Origin of the sequence: Gordonia sp. N1V, from assembly GCF_029269935.1 — a bacterium.
GTDB classification, from domain to species: Bacteria; Actinomycetota; Actinomycetes; order Mycobacteriales; family Mycobacteriaceae; genus Gordonia; species Gordonia polyisoprenivorans.
The window spans coordinates 204,638-224,164 of the sequence record NZ_JARJDD010000008.1 but is presented as its reverse complement, the minus strand read 5'-3'; the positions used below and the strand labels follow the sequence as shown (position 1 = coordinate 224,164).

Below are 19,527 nucleotides of genomic sequence, written 5' to 3'. Positions count from 1 at the left end.
CGATGACATCTGCTCTGGGGACGCGCGGCGCATCGACGGCATCGTGAGATGCATGAACACACCAGCAATCCGCACGAGAGATCTTCGCAAGACGTTCCGGGGCGGGGACGGCGGTCGGGTCACCGCCGTCGACGGCCTCGATCTGACCGTTGCACCGGGAGAGGTCGTCGCCTTCCTCGGGCCCAACGGCGCGGGTAAGACCACGACGATCGACATGATCCTCGGCCTGACCCAACCGGATTCGGGCTCGGTCGAGGTGTACGGGCAGGGCACGCGGTCTGCGGCGCGCGGTGGACGTATCGCCGCGGTGCTCCAAAACGGTGGTCTGCTGCCCGATTTCACCGTCGAAGAGACCGTCCGCATCATCGCCTCGTTGCACGGCCGCGGCGCCGACGCCGAGTCGGCGATGGCCCGTGCCGACATCGCGCATCTGGCCGGACGCAAGGTGTCCCGCTGTTCCGGCGGTGAACAGCAGCGGCTCAAGTTCGCGCTGGCGACCCTGCCCGACCCCGACCTCATCGTCCTCGACGAACCGACCGCGGGCATGGATGTGGAATCCCGCCGGAACTTCTGGTCCGCCATGCGATCCGATGCCCGACACGGACGCACCGTCGTGTTCGCCACCCACTACCTCGACGAGGCCGACGACTTCGCCGATCGCATCATCATGATCGCGCACGGTCGGATCGTCGCCGACGGCTCCACCTCGGAGATCCGCGCGATGGCCAGCCGACGTGTCGTCTCGGCGATCGTGGACGAATCCGAACTCGCCGCCGTCGCACGCGCCATCGACGACCTCGAGGTCGTCGAACGCCGCGGTGGGCGGATCTACCTGTCCGCCAAGGATTCCGATGCACTTGCCCGCGCCCTGCTGACGGGCACGAACGCCCGCGAGGTCGAGATCGCCACGCACAACCTCGAAGACGCGTTCCTCGCCCTCACCTCCGCTGCCTGACTCCACCACCCTTCGACAGAAAGCTCCCGCCATGACCACCGCCTCGGCCTCGTCCGCCGCACCTCGATCGGCGTCACACGACACCGCACTCCGCGGATTCCTTCCCGCGCCCCTGTACATGCGCACCGACATCCGCCGCGTCCTACGCAATCGGCGTGCCCTGGTTTTCACCGTCGCCATGCCCGGTCTGCTGTATCTCGTTTTCGGCGCTACCCAGAAGTCCTCTGACACAGTCGGTTCGGGCAATGTTGCGTTCTATGTCCTGATCGGCATGGCCGTCTACGGTGCTGTCCTCGCCGCCGCCTCCAACGCTGCGTCGGTGGCACTCGAACAGCAGGCCGGCTGGACGCGCACCCTGATGATGACGCCGCTGCAACCCACCGGATACGTGGCCACCAAGGTGTGCGTGGCGTTGGCGATGGGGGCGCTGCCGATCCTGGTGCTCACGGTCGCCGGGGTCGCCACCGGCGCGCACGCCCCGGTCGGGGTGTGGATCGCCTGCCTGCTGCTCGGATGGATCGGCGCATCGGTGTTCGCCGCCTTCGGTCTGGCCGTGGGCAGCATCATGAAATCCGACGGGGCGATGCAGGTGATGGGCGGCGTGTTGGCACTGTTGGCCTTCGCCGGCAACGTGTTCGTCCCCCTCAAGGGCGTCATGCTGACCATCGCGCAGTTCACACCGATGTTCGGGGTCGTGACGCTCGCGCGGTATCCGCTCGATCACGGTGTCACCGTGTACGGCACCCACATCTCGCTCTGGGTGACCGTCGCCAACGTGATCATCTGGGCGGTGATCTTCGCCTCGACCGCCTCGTTCTTCTACAGTCGCAGTACGGCACGGCAGTGATCGGACCGTCGACCAGCAGAATCCGGAGATGATGAGCAACCGCACGAACGACCGGTGGGCACCCTGGCGCAACCTGCGCTGGGTGTTCACGGCCATCTGGATGTTGTTCCTGGCCTACCCGATCGGAGCGGTCGCCACCTCCGACCACGGCCACACCGCCAAGATCGTGGGGCTCGTCCTCATCGGACTGTTCGCCGTGGTCTACCTCTTGGCGTCGGTGTACCTACTCACCGGTCGCACCGAGGTCGAACCGCGTGGCGTATGGATCTTCGTCGTTCTGCTCATCCTGGCCGCGGGCCTGCTGCCCATCATCAGCGAGAACACCTTCGGCTCAGCACCTTTCCTGATGGTCGTCGCCGCCTTCAGCTTCCCCACCCTGTGGGCGGCGATCACCGTGGCCGCGTTGATCGTCGCGTCGATCGCGGTGCCGACGATCGCCGGGTGGGAGGTCGACGGCAGCGTCGTGATCATCCTGGTCGCCGTCGGATTCACCATGCTCGGTTTTCGCGCGCTCGCTGTTCGTGAGGGTGAACGCGAACGCGCCGAGGAGCGCCAGCGTGAGCTCAATTCCGAGTTGGCGGTGGTCGCCGAACGTGAGCGGGTGGCCCGCGACGTCCACGACATCCTCGGGCACTCGCTGACGGTGATCACCATCAAGACCGAATTGGCCGGTCGCCTCGTCGATCTCGACCCGCAACGCGCGAAAGACGAGATGGCCGAGGTCAATGCGCTGGCCCGCTCCGCGCTCGCCGAGGTCCGGGCAACCGTCGGAGCTCTGCGCACCCCGGACCTGCCGAGCGTGATCGCGTCCGCACAGAGCGCCTTCCGTGCCGCGGATATCACTGCGACACTTCCCGATCCGCAGACCGCCACCCCGCATGGGGAGCTGTTCGCGTGGGTACTGCGGGAAGCCGTCACCAATGTGGTCCGCCACAGCCACGCCACTCATTGCGACGTCCGGATCGAGGACGCCACACTGACGGTGCACGACGACGGGTGTGGACTCGGCGCAGCTGTTCCCGGCAACGGCTTACGCGGACTGATCGAACGGGTGGAGTCCGCGGGTGGCACCCTGACGATCGAATCAAACACGGGCGGAACGACGTTGACGGCGGTGGTCGACGATGAGTGAACCGATCCGCCTGCTGCTCGCCGACGATCAGGCCCTGGTACGTGGCGCGCTGGCCGCCCTACTCGACCTCGAGAGCGACCTCGAGGTGGTCGCCCAGGTGGGGCGCGGCGACGAGGTCGTCGACGCCGCGCGCGAACACGCCGCCGACGTGTGCCTGCTCGACATCGAGATGCCCGGCACCGACGGCATCGAGGCCGCGGCTGCCCTGCGACGGTACCTGCCGGGGGTGCGTTCGCTGATTGTCACCACCTTCGGCCGCCCGGGGTACCTACGACGCGCCATCGACGCCGGCGCGTCCGGCTTCGTCGTGAAGGACACTCCGGCAAGCGAACTGGCCGACGCGGTGCGTCGAGTACACGCAGGTCTCCGCGTCATCGATCCCACGTTGGCCACCGAAAGCCTCACCAGCGGCGACAATCCGCTGACGCAGCGCGAATCCGAGGTGCTGCGCGCAGCGTTGTCGGGCGCGACAGTGGCAACCATCGCCACGCAGGTCCATCTGTCGGCCGGCACCGTGCGCAACCATCTGTCGTCGGCGATCGGCAAGACCGGCACCGCCACCCGCGCCGAGGCCGCCCGCGTCGCACGCGAACGCGGCTGGATCTGAGGCGGCCGTGCGCTGTCGGCGGACTGGCGGGCGCGCTCGGCGGGCCGAGGTCAGCCGAGGTCGACGTTCAGGCCGCGCAAATACGCAGCCTGACCGACGTGTTGGGCGTCGTCGTCGAGGATGCTCACCAGCCGCACCCCCAAGGTCACCGGCGGATCCCAGTTGTCGTCGATGACCCGATCGAGGTCTCCATCGCCGACACGGGCGAGGTACTCGATCGTGGCGTCATGGCTCGCGTCGTAGTAGCCCAGCAGCAGATCGGCGGGTCCGACGACGCGGAGGATGTCGTCGGGGCTCTGCCCATACCCACTCGCCGACGGCGGGAACGGCAGCGCAAAGCGCTCATACCAGCCCTGCGAGGTCCAGATCTGATCGGTGCCCGCGACGTCGGCGATCTGCGCATCCTGCACGCGCGCGAGATGCCACACCAGCCAGGCGATCGTGTTCGCGCCGGGCGCGGGCTGCCAGGACAGTCGTAGCTCCTCGATCCCGTCGAGCACGGCGTGCACGTTCTCCTTGACGCGTCCGAATCCGTCGGCGAGTACTTCGGTGGCTCTCATGCCTCCACACCTACTCCGGTATTGCACTCCGCGCATGCATGTACGGCAGAAACCCTTGTCGACGCCCGCGCAAACTTTTGCCTCGCGCCGATCCCAACCCTGGTCACCGGCGGTCGCGTTGCCCACCATGGGCGGGGTGTCCGACTCTGCCTCGTCCCTGCACCGACGTCCGATCCGGTTCAACGCCTTCGACATGAATTGTGTTGCGCACCAATCCCCCGGGCTGTGGCGCCACCCCGATGACCGCTCGTGGGAGTACAACACTCTCGACTATTGGGTCGACCTGGCGATCCTGTTGGAGAGCGGCGGATTCGACGGGTTGTTCATCGCCGACGTCCTCGGCACCTATGACGTCTATGGCGGCACCGACGAGGCCGCGATCCGGCAGGGGGCGCAAATCCCTGTCAACGATCCGCTGTTGCTGGTGTCGGCGATGGCGTATGCGACCGAGCACCTCGGATTCGGGATCACCACCGGCACGGGATTCGAGCATCCCTACCCGTTCGCCCGGCGGCTGTCGACGCTGGATCACCTGACGCGCGGTCGGCTCGGCTGGAATGTGGTCACCGGCTACCTGCCGTCGGCGGCCCGCAACATGGGCGCCGCCGATCAACTCGAGCACGACAGCCGCTATGACCACGCCGACGAGTACCTGACCGTCCTCTACAAACTGTGGGAGGGCTCCTGGGAATCCGACGCGGTACGCCGCGACCGTGCCGCGGGCGTGTTCGCCGATCCCGACAAGGTCCATCACATCGGTCACCGCGGCGAGCACTTCACGGTGCCCGGCATCCATCTGTCCGAGCCTTCCCCACAGCGCAGCCCGGTGATCTACCAGGCCGGCGCGTCGGTGCGCGGCCGCCGGTTCGCCGCGGCCAACGCCGAGGCGATCTTCGTCGCCGCACCCACCAAAACCATTCTGCGCGAAGTGGTGTCGAAGATCCGGGAAGAACTCGTCGCCGCCGGCCGCGACCCGTACGACGCCCGCATCTACACCTTGTTGACCATCATCACCGACTCGACGCCGGAGGCCGCCCGCGAGAAGGCCGCCGAGTATCGGCGTTACGCCAGCGACGAGGGGTCGTTGGTGTTCATGTCGGGATGGATGGGCCTGGACCTGTCCTCCTACGATCTCGACGAACCCATCGGCAACGTGCACAGCAATGCCATCCAGTCCGCTGTCGCCGCCTTCGCCCAGGCGGACGAATCGGGCCACGAGTGGGCGGTCCGCGACATCGCCGCATGGGGCGGCATCGGCGGGATGGGACCGGTGCTCATCGGGTCGGGTGATGAGATCGCCGAGGCTCTGCAGGGCTGGGTCGACGACACCGACGTCGACGGCTTCAACGTGGCCTACGCCGTCACACCCGGGTCCTTCGCCGACATCGTCACCCACGTCATCCCGGCCCTGGAACGTCGCGGGGTCTACCGTCGCCAATACACGCCGGGTACGTTGCGTCACAAGCTGTTCGGGCGTGGCGATCTGCTCCCCGACAACCATCGGGGTGCGACGTTCCGTGTCGGTGGCGCGAACTCGACGATTGACGACTCGGTGCGCGCGGCCGCGCGTGGGCCGGTGCCGACCCGATAGTCGTCGCCCGCTCCGCGGGTCGGCGGCGACGACTATCGCCCATCACGCGGCGCCGGCGTCATAGGGTGGCGTGGTGAGCAGCGATCGCGGCGCGACGCCCGACAGTCCGGACAAAGCCGCCCGAAGGCGACGGGTACCGCGAAACGGGCACGGCCACAGTCACTCCCATTCACTGAACGACATCGCTGCCGACCTGACACCCATGGCGCGACGCATCGTCATCGGTGCACTGAGTGTGTTCGGACTGGCGATGATCGCCGGAATCGTGCTGCTGTGGCCCTCGGGGGGTGAGCATCCGATCCCCGCACAGTTCCGGGGTGCCGACGGCGGTGCGATCCACGCCGTCGACGGCAAGATCGTCAGCCAGACCCGCGGTGATTGCCTGAATCAGATGGTCGGCACGATCGCCGACACCGCCGACATCCCGATCTCCGGCGCGGGCACCGGACCCTGTATCGAGAGCGTCGTGTCGATCACCTCCGGCTCCGATTCCGGGAAGTACACGCTGCTGGAGGTACCCACCAACCGGGCGCAATCCGGCAGCGGGCCCGACTCATCCGCGCAAACCCTCGGCGCGCCCGACGATCCACAGCCGGGTCAACCGACCCTGCACATCGGCGACGCGGTCCGGATGAGCACCACCCCCGGCCCCGACGGCCAACCGCGCTACACGTTCTTCGACTTCGGCCGGACCACCTCGACGATCGTGTGGGCGATCCTGTTCGCGGGTGCGATCATCCTCGTCGCCGCGTGGCGCGGACTGCGGTCGTTGATCGGACTCGTCTTCGCCTTCGTCGTGCTCGGTGCCTTCACCCTGCCCGCCATCCTCGACGGCGAATCGCCGGTGGCGGTCGCGGTGGTCAGTTCGGCCGCCATCCTGTTCGTCGTGCTCTACCTCGCGCACGGCATCAGCATGCGGACCAGTTCGGCCCTGCTCGGAACGCTGATGTCGTTGCTGCTGGCCGGGGTGTTGAGCTGGGCGTCGATCACCACCATGAACCTCACCGGACTCTCCAGCGATCAGACGACGAATCTGCAGGTCTACCAGGGGGGCATCTCGGTCAGCGGTCTGCTGCTTGCCGGTTTCATCATCGGTACGCTCGGTGTGCTCAATGACGTGACGATCACCCAGGCGTCGGCTGCGTTCGAACTCGCCGCGGCCGGGGAGCCGAGCCGCCTGGCCACCTTCCGCGCGGCCATGCGGGTGGGACGCGATCACATCGCGTCCACCGTCTACACCCTGGTGTTCGCCTATGCCGGTAGCGCTTTGCCACTGTTGCTGTTGTTCTCGGTGGCGCGCCAGCCGTTCGGTTCGCTGCTGACCAGCGACACCGTCGCCGTCGAGTTGGCGCGATCGTTCGTCGGCGGTATCGCCATCGCGCTGTCGGTGCCGCTGACCACCGGGATCGCCGCGGCCCTGGCCCGACCGTCGGGTGCGCGCGCCGCCGAAGGCCCAGCCGGCGAGGTCTCCGGCACCCCGAGAGTTGACGCGCCGCTCACCGACTCACGAACAGCGCCGGCACAATCGGCGTCATCGCGACCTGGATCCCCTCGTCCCGAGCCCACACGGCGGCCACCGGCACGAGGGGCACCGGGACCACAGGCCCCGAAACCACAGGCAACGGTTCGGGACGCCCCGAGCCCACCGCCGTCACGGCGTGCACCGGAGCCGCCACCACGAACCGGCCGGCACTCGATGCCGGACTGACTCAGCGCACGCGAGATCAGCCCAATCCGCACTGTCCGGTCGGGACGGTGGAGAGATTGCGTCCGAGCCAGTCACCGATCTTGGTGAGCATGGCGGTGCCATCGGAGAACTTGCCGCTGCGCGGAACGGCGGCCATCGACACGGCCACCTGACCACCGGGAACGGTGAGGATGCCCAGTTGACGCACCAGGAACGCCGACGACGTCCCGGTGCCCGGGCCCCAGCCGCCCTTCACGGCCGTGGCGCTCACCTTCTGGTTGGTCCGGGCGAGGTTGGCCACGCCCCATCGCTGGTTGGGTCCGACCGCACCCATCAGGGCCAACAGCCGATCGGTACCGGGCATACAGGGCAGGTGTGCCCCGAAGATCGCCTGATCGGCCAGCGCCCACATGGTGTAGCCGGGGTAGGACGTCGCCGAGTCGAGCTGCGAGCTGACGTGGGTGTTGAGGTCGTGGCCTTCGCGCAGGACCGCGGTCACCGCATCGACCGGTGTCGCGCCGGGACCGAGCTGCGTCCAGAGGTCCCCCGCCGCGTCGTTGTCGGACACCGTGATGGCCTTGGTCTCGTCGTCGACCACCGCCGAGCCGAGCCGACGTTCGGCGGCCAGCGACACCGGGACCTTCAGCGTCGACCACGCCCGTCCTGTGGTGAAGGTGCCCAACGAGATCACCGAGTCCGACCCGACCGGCGCGAGAGCGAGACCGATCGCGCCCGGGGTGGTCTTGGCGAGCGACTTCTGGAACGGCGCAAAGGACTTGGTCAACGCCTCCTGCGGAGGTACGGGCGGGGTCAGCCACGTCCGCAGCGGTTCGGGCAGGGGCGGTAACGCGGGCATCGCCGGAACGGGGAACGGAAGCGGCGCGGCACCTGCCACGCCTGCTCCGGCGAGACCGGCGCTCGCCACCACCAGCGTCGTCGCACACGCCACGGCCCATCGTTTCCACAACGCCACACAAGCCTCCTGAGTCACTTCAGTAACACCAAGAACTCTAACCGCCGGCTGGGCACCGCCACGTGCCGGTCGATCAACCGAGACCGCACCGTGTGCGGGCCGTGACCGGGACACCTGCGCGGAACGATCGGTGTCGAACAGCGGTCGGGTCAGCGGCAGCGGCCGCGCGGCAAGGCGGCGATGTTCTGGTTCAGCCAATTGCCGAGGGCGTTGAGCGCCGCGGTGCCCGACGACATCGACCCGCCGACGGCGCTCATCGCCACCGCGCTCTGCTGACCGTCGCGGTAGGTGAGGACGCCGATCTGCCGCACCAGGTAGGCGCCGTCGACGCCGGGGCCCCACCCACCTTTGACGGCGGTGGTCTTGGGGATCTGCATGATCTCCACACCCCACTGCTGGTTGCCGGCGACCTGGCCCATCAGCGAGAGCACGTGACCGGTGCCCGGCATGCACGGCAGATGCCCGGCGAAGGTCGCCGCATCCGGCAGCGTCCAGCGGGTCTGCCCGAAGATCGTGAAGCCCGAGCGCAACTGCTGCGAGGGCACCACGGTGTTCGGGTTGCCGCCCTCGCGCAGTACAGCGGTCACCTTGGCCGACCCCTCGGTGTTGCTGCCGAGTGACGCCCAGAGTTGTTCGGCCGCTTGGTTGTCGGAGTTGATGATGGCGTTGCTTTCCGCCGTGGACGTCCCGTTCTCGCGTTCGGCGGCCACGGCGAGCGGCACCTTGATCGTCGACCACGCCACACCGGGATCGCGGTCCCCGAACAGCAGGCTTGCCGTCGCGTTCGGGCCGACCGGGGCGACCGCGATGCCGACCCGCAGTCCCGTCCCGGCGGCCACGCGTCGGAATCCTGCGGCCAGAGCGGGATTCGCGCCGGCGCTGGGCTGCGTCGACGATGCCGACGCCGCGGCCGAGGTCGACGACGAGGGCGAGGCGTACACGGTGACCGTTGATCGCGGTGCCGGCGACTCCGCGGTCGCGCAGCCGCTCATCATCACCCCGGCAACGGTGAGCACCACGCCGGCGACCCACACGCTCACCGCTCGGCCACGTCGCTTCCCCATCGACACTCCCCTCACCTGCGTTTCCCGGTCACCGGTCACCGCCGCCGGCCACGAGGGCACGCGGCCGGACCCGACATCACGGCAGGACATAGACGACGGCGTTGTTGCCACCCTGACACACCACCGCCGAACCCTGTGGGGCACACGCCATCGTGTAGGCCTGCCCGGTGACCGGGCTGTAGGCGACCACCGCGCGCGACTGACCGTAGGAGCCCGAGTTGTTGTACGCATCGCGCACCGCCTGCGCGAACGCACAGCTGGTCACCTGCGAGCCGATCGCCGACGTCGCATCACAGGGAACCGCATTGGGCGGGAACGACGGCGCGGCGGTCACCGTGGGCTGGTTGGTGATCGGCGGGGCCGCGGTGATGGTGGTCGTCGTCGGTGACTGCGCCGTCGAGTCGTCGCCCGAATTGCGCGTGAACAACCAATAGGCCCCGACGCCGAGCAGACCGAGAACAGCCACCACGATCACGGCGGTGACCGCGATGACCAGCGAACGGTCCCGCCGCGGTTCGGTATAGCCGGGTTGCCCGTACGGCGGGTACCCCGGGGGCATGCCGCCGGGCACCTGCGGGCCCGAGAACTGTTGCGGCCCCGACAGATTCTGGGGCCCCGAATAATTGTGAGGTCCCGAATAGCTCTGAGGTCCCGAATAGTTCTGGGGCCCCGACACATTCAGGGTGCTTCCACCACCGGCCGGGCCGATCGGTCCGACAGGTCCCGACGGTCGGATCTGGGTTGCGCGCATCGCCTCGTCGTTCGCCGCGGCCGCACCGAGCACGGTTGGCGGAGCCTTGCTCAGGTTCGGGCCGGGTTGTCCGGGCATGGCGGTGGGGACGATCGTCGTCGTGCCGTCGCTGCTCTCGCCGGTCAATGCGGCACGGGCCACGGACGCCAGTTCGGTGGCGCTGCCGTAGCGTCGCGTCGGCTCGGGATCGAGGCCGCGGCTGATGACCGCGTCCATCGCCCGGGGCACCTCGGCGTTGATACTGCTCGGTGCGGGAGGCGGGGACATGACCGCGGCCTTGATCGCCGAGCTGATCGTGTCGGCGGGATGCGGCACACGCCCGGTGAGGCTTTCGAACAGGACGCAGGTGAGTGCGTAGATGTCGCTGGCAATGCTCACCGGGACGGCGTCGAACAATTCCGGCGCCATGTACGCGATCGACCCGATGGCGGTGCCGGCCTGCGTGAGGTGGGTGTCGTCGGAACCGTGGGCGATACCGAAGTCCACGAGATAGGCGAAGTCGTTCTGCGCGATCAGGATGTTCTCGGGTTTGATGTCGCGATGCACCAGACCGTCGGCGTGGGCGGCGTCGAGTGCCGAGGCCACCTGCTCGATGATGGTGACCGCCCGTGCCGGGGCGAGCGCATGCTCACGCCGCAACAGCGCGCGCAGATCCTCACCCGCGACGAGTCGCATGTCGATGAACAACACACCGTCGATCTCTCCCCAGTCGTGGATCGGGATGACGTGGGGTTCGCCGAGCCGCGCGGCCGCGTGGGATTCGCGCCGGAACCGTTGCTGATAGACGGCGTCGTCGGCGAGGCCGGGATTGAGCAGTTTGAGCGCTACCTCGCGGTCCTTGGTGGTGTCGTAGGCGCGGTAGACCTCACCCATCCCGCCCCGACCCAGCAACTCGTCCAGGCGATACGGCCCGAACTGGGTGTTGACGCGACTCGTTGACATGCTGTGAGCATAACGGTGCACACCGACAAATCGACCGTCGTCGGCGGTCCGGGTGAACGACCTCGCGATCGTCTCAGCGGCGATTCATTCGCTCAGATGACACCGTGTACGGGCGGGTTCTCGTCACGCAGGACCTTGCGTCCGATGTGCTGCAGTTTCCAGCGCACCGGATCGTGCAGGGTGTGTGTTCGGGCGTTGCGCCAGAAGCGATCCAAGCCCGTGCCGCCGGCAGCACTGCGGGTGCCGCCCACCTCGAAGAGCGTCGACGCGATGCCGGTGGAGACGCGGTCGGCAACGACCTTGGCCGCGGCCACCGCAATCGACGCGTCGGCGACTGCGCCCACATGTGCGTCGTGGTCGGCGCCGTCGGCGGTGGCGGTCTCGTACGGGGTGTACCCGGTGGCCCGGTCGACCGCACGTCCGGCGGCGTCGAGGGTCGCCTCGGCGGTGATGAGGTCGACGCCGAGCTCACCGAATCGTTGCACCAACAGCGGATCGTCGACGGCCCGCTCGACACCGGCCTCGAACCACGGTCGGGCACTGGTGCGCACGAACTCGACGGCGGTGTCGAGGGCGCCGCGTGCGATGCCGACGTCGATCGCGACATGCAGCAACTGGGCGAACGCACCGTATCCGGTGGGCCGGGAAACCGCGGGCGCGCGGGCGACGAGGTCTGCGGCATCGACGGCGACACCCCGCAGCCGCACCGTCCCTGAGCCGGTGGTCTTCTGCCCCAAGGCATCCCAGTCGTCGACGAGCTCCACCCCGGGCGCGTCGGCGGGGATGAACGCCACGTACTCACCACCGTCGAGGTGTTCGTCGGCGTCATGCCGGGCCAGCACGGCCAGCGTGTCGGCGAACAACGAGCCGGTGGCATAGAACTTCTCGCCGTCGAGACGGAACCGGCCGGGACCGTCGGCGACGAGCGTGGTGGAGATGTCGGCGATCGTCTTACCGCCGCGCTCGGATTGCGCGTTGGCCACCCGGCCGCCGCGCAGCACGGCGTCGAAGTGCTTGCGTGCCAACTCTTCCGACGCTGCGAGCCGCAGCAGGTTCAGATAGACGAAGTGACTGTGCGGAATCTGCGCGATGTTGGGATCCGCGGCGGCGAGGATGCGGGTCACATCGGCGACCACGCTCGGTGCCAGGTCGGGCCCACCGAATCGGGCCGGCACGGTGATGGCGAGCAGCCCGCTCGCCGACAACTCGTCGATCTCCTCGTGGGGCAGTCGTCGCTGCGCGTCGCGTTCGGCGGCGCCGGAGGCGAACCGATCGGCGAGGGCGTGCGCGGCGGCCCGGGCCCGCGCGGCCGAATCCAGCCGCGCGGCACCACGATCGGCCTGCACCGCGGAAGTGGTGAGGCTCATCTCAGCCGACGGTGCTGCGCTGCGCGGCTTCGAGCTCTCGGACGAGGGGGAGGACACGCTCGCCAAAATACTCGATCTCTTCCTGGAAGTGCAGGAATCCACCGAGGATGAGGTCGACGCCGAGACGCTTGTAGGCCACGATTCGCTCGGCGACCTGCTCGGGCGTGCCGATCAGCTGGGTACGGAAACCGTCGTTGTACTGCACGAGATCCTCGAAGGAGGAATCTGCCCACATACCGGTCTTGTTGCCGGTGGAGTTGCCCGCCTGCTGCACCGCCGACCGGAAGCCCTCCACCGCAGGACGATTCGCCTTCTCGACGATCTCGCGCAGGGTGTCGCGGGCCTCGGCTTCGGTGTCGCGGGCGATGATGAAGCCGTTCAGCCCGAAGCGCACCTCACGCTCGTGGGCCTGTGCGACGGCACGCAGATCGTCGAGTTGCTCGGTGACGCCGTCGAAGTCCTTGCCGTTGGAGAAGTACCAGTCGGAGAAGCGGCCACCGTTGTTGCGGGCAGCGGTCGAGTTACCGCCTTGGAACAGTTCGGGATTGGGACGCTCGGGGGTGTTGAGCGGCTTGGGCTTGAGGGTGAAGTCGTGGATGCGATAGAAGTCGCCACGGAAGTCGACGTTGTCCTCGGTCCAGATCTTGCGGATCACCTCGAGGAATTCCGCGCTGCGGCGGTACCGTTCGTCGTGCTCGAGCCACGGCTCGCCGAGGTGGGTGAACTCGTCCTTGAACCATCCGCTGACCACGTTGATCGCAAAGCGTCCGTTCGACAGGATGTCGGCGGTCGCACCGAACTTCGCGAGCACGGCCGGATGCCACAGGCCCGGGTGGATGGCGGCGATCAGCTTGAGCCGCTGGGTGGCCAGCAGCAGCGCGAGACTGAAACTGGTGGACTCATGCTGGAATTCCGCACCGTAGGACGCCTCGTAACGGACCTGGGACAGCGCATACTCGAAGCCGTTGTTCTCGGCGGTCTGCGCGAGTTTGACGTTGTACTCGTAGTCCCAGCTGGTCCGCTGCTCGATGTCACTGGTCACCAGCCCACCGGACACATTGGGCACCCAGTAGGCGAACTTGATCTCGTCGGCGATCTTCTCGGTGGACACGGGTCTCCTGCTCGTCATGTGAACGCGACGCACCGACGACGCGGTGCGCGACAACGTCGGCCATCTTCACCCGAGAAGCCGGCGCGGCCCACCCTTGAAATCGGCGTGCGCGAAAACCCTCGCCGCACGTGGAGTCCTTCCGGATCGGGCGCCTACCCGTACTTTCCCTACCCGCTCTTCCACTGCCCCATGCCGAGGAACACCATCACCAACTGCCGTTCGGTGCGCTGCACGATGTCGGCCTCGGCGTCGCGCCCGCGGTGCTCACCGTCGAGCAGGTCGGCCACCGCGGTCAGCATGATGGTGACGATGAGTTCGGCGGCCAGTTCGAGGTCTTGCGGTTGCCACTGCGAGAGATCGGGGATGCGCGACAGATCGATGGCGAGTTCCTTGGAGAACAACCGCAGTTCGGTGTCGATCGCGCGACGGATCTCGGCGACCCCGCCGTGCTGTTCGCGGATCAGGAAGCGGTAGTCGGTCTCGTGCTCGTGTACATGGCGCAGCAGGATCGCCAACGAATTCTGTGCGGTCGGCAGCGCCTGACGAGCAGCGAGATCGCGCCGACCCTCGCGCAGTGTGCGGCGCAGGATCCGCATCGAGTCCTCGACGAGGGTGACGCCGAGATCTTCCATCGACGCGAAGTGTCGGTAGAACGCCGTCGGGACGATACCCGCGCCTCGGGCGACCTCCCGCAGACTGATGCTGGCGAAGCTGCGTTCGCTCACCAGGTCCAGCGTGGTCTCGAGCAGCGCCTGCCGGGTGCGGTTCTTGCGATCGGCCCGGCTCTCCGGTTCCGCAGGCCGCGGGGCACGCGAAGTGGGGCGGCGGGTCCGGGTCACCTAAGCGAGTCTAGGACATCGCGGTGTATCCCCGGTGCCGGGTCCACGGCGCGCCGAACCCGCGAGAAGCGCTCTCACCTGCGGTTACCGACAGAAGAGGACGGGGCCAGGCCGACGAGTTCGGCCAGCCGGGCACGGTGGTGATAGCCGTTGCCGAGCGCCAGCTGGTCGGCCTTGGCGCGCTTGAGGTACAGGTGCGCGGGATACTCCCAGGTCATGCCGATGCCACCGTGGAGTTGGATGCATTCCTCGGCGGCCCGGACGGCGACGTCGCCGCAGTACGACGCGGCGAGGTGTGCGGCGATCTCGGCATCGGCGTCGCCTCGTGCTGCGGTGTCGGCGGCGTAGCGGACGGCCGCACCCGCCGAGGACACCTCGAGCCACAGATCGGCGAGCCGGTGCTTGATGGCCTGGTACGACCCGATCTGCCGCCCGAACTGCCTGCGCTCCTTCACGTACGTGAGAGTCGTCTGCAGACACCACTGGGCGACGCCGAGTTGTTCCGAGGCCAGGAGCGCCGCACCGGTGAGCAGCGCTGCCTGTACCGCGTGGCCACCGCCGCCGCCGTCGCCGGATCCGATCCGATCCGGCGCCGGGCTCGCTGAACAACTGGCAGTAGATGTGCTCGCCGAGGTACAGCGGTCGCAGCAGTCGGCGCCGCTGCTCCTCGGTCCCCAGCGCCGCGATGGTCGGCGCCGCCATGCCGAGACCGATGCCGTTGCGCGACTTGGCCGGTCCGGGTGCACCGGCTGCGGTGAGCAACTCATCGACCAGGGCCTGGTGGCTCTGCGCGATCCCCAGTCCACCGTCACCGGGGCGGAAGTGCACCCATGCCAGCCCGGCATCGAATCGTGCGGCCAGGAAGTCTCGTTCGGGCGTGGTGGCCGGATCGTGCTCGGTCAGCAGCCTGCTCACACGGGCGCGCAGATCTACGGCCACGTCGTCGACGTCGGTGTCCACGGGAGTCCTCTCGGTGGGTGTCGGGATGGCTGAATCTGTTCAGCGGAGTGCGCCGCCGAAAGCGCGATAAGGCGCCGCGTCGCCGAGGTGTTGCCCGCCGTCAATGGTCATGATCTCGCCGGTCATCCAGGAAGCGGCGTCGGAGGCGAGGAACACGATGGCCGAGGCGACATCGGTGGGTTCACCGATCCGCCCGAGTGCGGTGGCCTCGGAGACCTGCGCCTCGTGTTCCTTCCACAGCGCCTCGGCCAGGCGCGTCCGCACGATCCCGGGGGCCACGGCGTTGACCCGCACACTCGGTGAGAGTTCCAGCGCCAGTTGCCCTGTCACGTAGATCAGTGCCGCCTTGGAGGCGTTGTACATGCCGATGCCCGGTTCGTGACCGAGACCGCCGATGGATGCGGTGTTGATCACCGATCCGCCGTGCGCACCCATCCACGCCCGTACGGCGAGTCCGGTCCACAGGATCGGGCCCCACAGGTTCACGTCCATCGTCTTGGCGAATCGCCCGTGATCCTGAGCGATGAGTGGTCCATATGCGGGATTCGTGCCGGCGTTGTTGACGAGGATGTCGAGCGATCCGAAGTGTTCGAGGGTGGTGTCGATGCAGGCGCGGGCCTGATCCTCCTCCGCCGCGTGGGCGGCGATGCCGAGGACGTTGGGGCCGATCGCCTCCGCAGCGGCCCGCGCCGCGTCGGGTTTACGTGAGGTGACCACCACGTTGGCGCCCGCCGCGGCCAGTGCCGCGGCCGCAGCCGAACCGATCCCCCTCGAGGCGCCGGTGACCAGGGCCGTGCGGCCGTGCAGATCCGGGAGCATTGTCATTCGTTTCGCCTTTCGCGAGTAACTTGGGTCTCCCCGTCATCTGAACTCAACGTGATCGCCCGAGCTGACGAATCCAGTCCCGGGTGGTCGACGGGTCGATCACGTCGTCGAGTTCGAACGTGGTGGCCGAGTGCAGCGCCTTGCCGTGCTCGTAGGCCTTCGCGAGGAGGTCTGCGAACAGCGCGTCCCGCTCGGCGGGGTCGGCGACGGCGTCGAGTTCTTTGCGAAAGCCCAGGCGTACCGCACCTTCGAGGCCCATACCGCCGATCTCCCCGGTCGGCCACGCGATGGTGAATTCCGGTGCGTGAAAGGACCCGCCGGCCATGGCCATCGCACCGAGACCGTAACCCTTGCGCAGGATCACGGTGCCGAACGGTACGGTCAATCGCGCACCGGCGGCGAAGAAGTTGCCGAATCGACGCACCGTCGCCTGCTCCTCGGACTCCGGCCCGACCATGAAACCCGGTGTGTCACACAGCGTGACGAGGGGCAGTCCGTGTGCTTGGCACAGCGTCAGGAATTCGGCGGCCTTGTCGGCGGCCTCGGCGTCGATCGCTCCGCCGAGGTGTCGACTGGAATTGGCCAACAGGCCGTAGGCCACACCCTCGACCCGGATCAACGCGGTGACGATGCCGCGGCCGTAAACGGGTCGCAGCTCCAGCACCGATCCGACGTCGGCGATCGATTCGATGGCGGCCCGGATGTCGTAGGCGCGCAAGCGGTTCTCCGGGACGACGTGTCGCGCCGATCGCGGATCGGGTGCTTCCCATCGATCGTCATCGCCCTGGAAGTAGGACAGGTAGTGCCGCGCGGTGGCCACGGCGTCGGCTTCGTCGCGCGCGAGCACGTCGATGACGCCGTTGCGGGTCTGCACGTCGACCGGTCCGATCTCTTCGGGAGCGAATACCCCGAGACCACCGCCTTCGATCATCGCCGGTCCTCCCATGCCGATGTTGGCGTCGGGAGTGGCGATGAGGACGTCGCAGGCGCCGGCGAGTGCGGCGTTGCCGGCGAAGCAGCGGCCGGAGACGATGGCCACCGTCGGCACCGCCCCGCGCAGGCCCGCCATCGACCGGAAGGTGTCGAGTTCGAGCCCAGCGGCGCCGAGGGCGTCGGTGTCGCCGGGCCGCCCACCGCCGCCCTCGGCGAAGAGTACGAGCGGAATCCGCTTGCGCCGGGCCACCTCCAGCAGCCGGTCGGTCTTCACATGGTTGCGCATGCCCTGCGTGCCCGCGAGGACGGTGTAGTCGTAGGAGATCACCACGGCCTCCGCGGCGGCAGCGCCGAAGCGGTCGGCGCCGATCGTCGCGACCCCGCCGACGAGGCCGTCTGCGGGGGTGTTGGCGATGAGGTCCGCTTCGCTGCGGCGGGTGCGTTGGGCCGCGAGGGCCAGCGCCCCGTACTCGGTGAAGCTGTCGGGATCGATGAGGTCGGCGATGTTCTCCCGGGCGGTGCGGCGCGAGCGCCGGTGTCGCTTGGCAACGGCATCGGGACGCCCCTCGTCGAGCGTGACGGCGTGGCGAGCGATCACCTCGGCCAGGTCGGGACGGATGTGGTCGGGGTCCGCGACGGTCGCGTTCACGTCGGCGTCGTCGTGGTCGGCGTCGGCGACCACCAGCAAAGGCGTTCCGGCGCTGACGGATTGACCCTCGTCGATGAGACTGCGTCGAATCTCGACAGGGTGTGGGTCGGTGACGACGTGCTCCATCTTCATCGCCTCGAGGATCACCAGCGCCTCGCCGCCGGCCGCCGTGGCATCGGTGGCGGGAGTGGAGACGACGACGCCCGCCATCGGGGCGGTGATCACCCGCTCGTCGGTGCCGATGCTGATGTCGGTGCGGGCGGGGATGTCGCCCGCGGGCGCCGCTTTCGCACGCTCGCCGGCGAACCGGTCTGCGGCCGAGCTCAATTCGGCCATATTCTGTTCGACGAAGTCCGTGGTCAGTGCGGCGGTCCCGAATTCCTTGGCCGCCAGTACGGCCCGGAGCAGATCGATGGTGGTCTCGACGCCACCGATCGTGAAGTCGCGTAATGCCGTGTCGAGTTTGCGGGCGGTGACGGCGACGTCGTCGGAGCGGGTGTGGGCGATCACCTTGGCCAGCAAGGAATCGAACCGCGGACTCAGCGTCAGACCCGGCCGGCCGTGCGTGTCGACGCGGATTCCGGGGCCGGTCGGCGCCGAAAAGACCTTCAGCACGCCGGAATCAGGGGTCGTGGTGCCGTCGGCGCCGATCCGCTCGGCGTTGACCCGCGCCTGGACCGCCACGCCGCGCGCCTGTGCCACAGTGCCGCTCACACCGTCGGCCGTGGCGAGAATACCGGCAGGCAGATCGAGTTCCTCGTAGGTGGCGCCGGCGGCGATGTGAAGCGCGGTGGCCACCAGATCGACGTCGGTCACCTCTTCGGTCACCGTGTGTTCGACCTGGATGCGGGGATTGACCTCGAGAAAGACGAATCTCTCGGCGGCGAGCAGGAATTCGACGGTCGCCAGGCCACGGAAGTCCTGGGCGGCGCACAGCACGACCGCGGCGCGGTGGATGCCGCGCCGGATCGCGTCGTCGAGGTCTGGCGCCGGTGCGATCTCCACCAGTTTCTGCCGTCTGCGTTGCACGCTGCAGTCCCGGTCGCCGAGCGCGAGTGCCCGCACCGTGCCGTCCGCGGCGGGAGCGGCGACGACCTGGACCTCGATGTGACGCGCACCCGTGAGCAGTTCCTCGGCGAACAACGCGGCAGTGCCGAAGCCCATCTGAGCTTCGGCGGTGCATGCGCGAAACGCAGCGGGGAGATCGGCCGGGATGGTGACCGGGCGCATGCCCCGTCCCCCTCCGCCGGCGACGGCTTTGAGCATGATCCCGGCGGAATGGGCCCGCAGGAACTCGTCAGCTTGGTGTTCGTCGATTCCGGAGGCGGTCGCATCGAGCACCGGAATCGACGCCGATACCGCCGCGTTCCGGGCGGCGGCCTTGTCTCCGAACGTGCGCAGTACGTGCGAATCCGGGCCGACGAATCGGAGCCCGGCGGTACGGCACGCATCGGCGAAATCGGCATCCTCACTGAGGAATCCGTAACCGGGGTGAACCATCGTCGCACCGGCCGAGGACGCGGCCGACACCAGTTCCGCGGCATCGAGATAGGCGGCGGGACCGGTACCGGGAAGCGCGACGGCCGTGGTGGCCGCTCTGACATGCGGAGCGTCCGCGTCGTCGACGGAGTACACGGCGACCGTGCGGAGGCCGAGCTCCGATGCCGTTCGGAGGATCCGCAGCGCGATCTCGCCACGGTTGGCCACGAACAGCGTTGTCGGCGCCTGGCTCAC

Annotated in this window: 15 protein-coding genes and 2 pseudogenes; 6 read left to right on the top strand and 11 right to left on the bottom strand. The window is 68.3% G+C overall.

What is annotated here, in order from left to right:
• Positions 1–52: 52 nt before the first annotated feature.
• From P3L18_RS13220 to P3L18_RS13205, 4 genes are read left to right on the top strand one after another with little or no spacing between them, the layout of a single operon-like run.
• Complete coding sequence (locus P3L18_RS13220) at positions 53–955, top strand: ABC transporter ATP-binding protein (RefSeq protein ID WP_006370957.1); 903 nt, start codon at positions 53–55, stop codon at positions 953–955.
• Positions 956–986: 31 nt separating this feature from the next.
• Entirely contained in the window at positions 987–1,802 is an 816-nt protein-coding gene (locus P3L18_RS13215) for an ABC transporter permease (protein WP_006370956.1), read from the top strand.
• Between the two features lie 28 nt (positions 1,803–1,830).
• Positions 1,831–2,934, top strand: a complete 1,104-nt coding sequence (locus tag P3L18_RS13210; protein ID WP_276114297.1) for a sensor histidine kinase — start codon at positions 1,831–1,833, stop codon at positions 2,932–2,934.
• A complete protein-coding gene (locus P3L18_RS13205; protein ID WP_006370954.1) occupies positions 2,927–3,541 on the top strand; it encodes a response regulator transcription factor in 615 nt (204 codons plus the stop codon). Before P3L18_RS13210 ends, P3L18_RS13205 begins: the two co-directional genes overlap by 8 nt.
• A gap of 50 nt (positions 3,542–3,591) precedes the next feature.
• Here P3L18_RS13205 and P3L18_RS13200 read toward each other — a convergent pair whose 3' ends face one another.
• Complete coding sequence (locus P3L18_RS13200) at positions 3,592–4,101, bottom strand: DinB family protein (RefSeq protein WP_006370953.1); 510 nt, start codon at positions 4,099–4,101, stop codon at positions 3,592–3,594.
• A 127-nt stretch (positions 4,102–4,228) separates the two neighbouring features.
• Here P3L18_RS13200 and P3L18_RS13195 point away from each other — a divergent pair, with 127 nt between their 5' ends.
• On the top strand, positions 4,229–5,692 hold the full coding sequence (locus P3L18_RS13195; protein WP_079931826.1) for an LLM class flavin-dependent oxidoreductase: 1,464 nt from the start codon (positions 4,229–4,231) through the stop codon (positions 5,690–5,692).
• Between the two features lie 70 nt (positions 5,693–5,762).
• On the top strand, positions 5,763–7,400 hold the full coding sequence (locus P3L18_RS13190; protein ID WP_276114296.1) for a YibE/F family protein: 1,638 nt from the start codon (positions 5,763–5,765) through the stop codon (positions 7,398–7,400).
• Between the two features lie 16 nt (positions 7,401–7,416).
• Here P3L18_RS13190 and P3L18_RS13185 read toward each other — a convergent pair whose 3' ends face one another.
• The 10 genes and pseudogenes from P3L18_RS13185 to P3L18_RS13140 form a co-directional block, all read right to left on the bottom strand.
• Positions 7,417–8,352, bottom strand: coding sequence for a hypothetical protein (locus P3L18_RS13185; protein WP_006370950.1), 936 nt, complete (start codon positions 8,350–8,352; stop codon positions 7,417–7,419).
• A gap of 149 nt (positions 8,353–8,501) precedes the next feature.
• Complete coding sequence (locus P3L18_RS13180) at positions 8,502–9,416, bottom strand: hypothetical protein (protein ID WP_276114295.1); 915 nt, start codon at positions 9,414–9,416, stop codon at positions 8,502–8,504.
• Between the two features lie 76 nt (positions 9,417–9,492).
• Entirely contained in the window at positions 9,493–11,109 is a 1,617-nt protein-coding gene (locus P3L18_RS13175) for a serine/threonine-protein kinase (protein ID WP_276114294.1), read from the bottom strand.
• Between the two features lie 92 nt (positions 11,110–11,201).
• Positions 11,202–12,476 carry an SfnB family sulfur acquisition oxidoreductase gene (locus tag P3L18_RS13170; RefSeq protein WP_079931822.1) on the bottom strand — a complete coding sequence of 425 codons (1,275 nt, stop codon included), beginning with the start codon at positions 12,474–12,476 and terminating at the stop codon, positions 11,202–11,204.
• Position 12,477: 1 nt separating this feature from the next.
• Positions 12,478–13,587 (bottom strand): dimethylsulfone monooxygenase SfnG, encoded by a 1,110-nt coding sequence (gene sfnG, locus P3L18_RS13165; protein WP_014359358.1) that lies wholly within the window; start codon positions 13,585–13,587, stop codon positions 12,478–12,480.
• A gap of 167 nt (positions 13,588–13,754) precedes the next feature.
• Positions 13,755–14,426, bottom strand: a complete 672-nt coding sequence (locus P3L18_RS13160) for a TetR family transcriptional regulator (protein WP_014359357.1) — start codon at positions 14,424–14,426, stop codon at positions 13,755–13,757.
• 74 nt (positions 14,427–14,500) lie between these two features.
• Positions 14,501–14,974: pseudogene (locus P3L18_RS13155) on the bottom strand (acyl-CoA dehydrogenase family protein); the annotation flags it as partial.
• Positions 14,975–15,005: 31 nt separating this feature from the next.
• Positions 15,006–15,386 (bottom strand): annotated as a pseudogene (locus tag P3L18_RS13150) (acyl-CoA dehydrogenase family protein); the annotation flags it as partial.
• 39 nt (positions 15,387–15,425) lie between these two features.
• Entirely contained in the window at positions 15,426–16,211 is a 786-nt protein-coding gene (locus P3L18_RS13145) for an SDR family oxidoreductase (RefSeq protein WP_026920276.1), read from the bottom strand.
• Positions 16,212–16,257: 46 nt separating this feature from the next.
• Positions 16,258–19,527 carry a carboxyl transferase domain-containing protein gene (locus P3L18_RS13140; protein ID WP_276114293.1) on the bottom strand — a complete coding sequence of 1,090 codons (3,270 nt, stop codon included), beginning with the start codon at positions 19,525–19,527 and terminating at the stop codon, positions 16,258–16,260.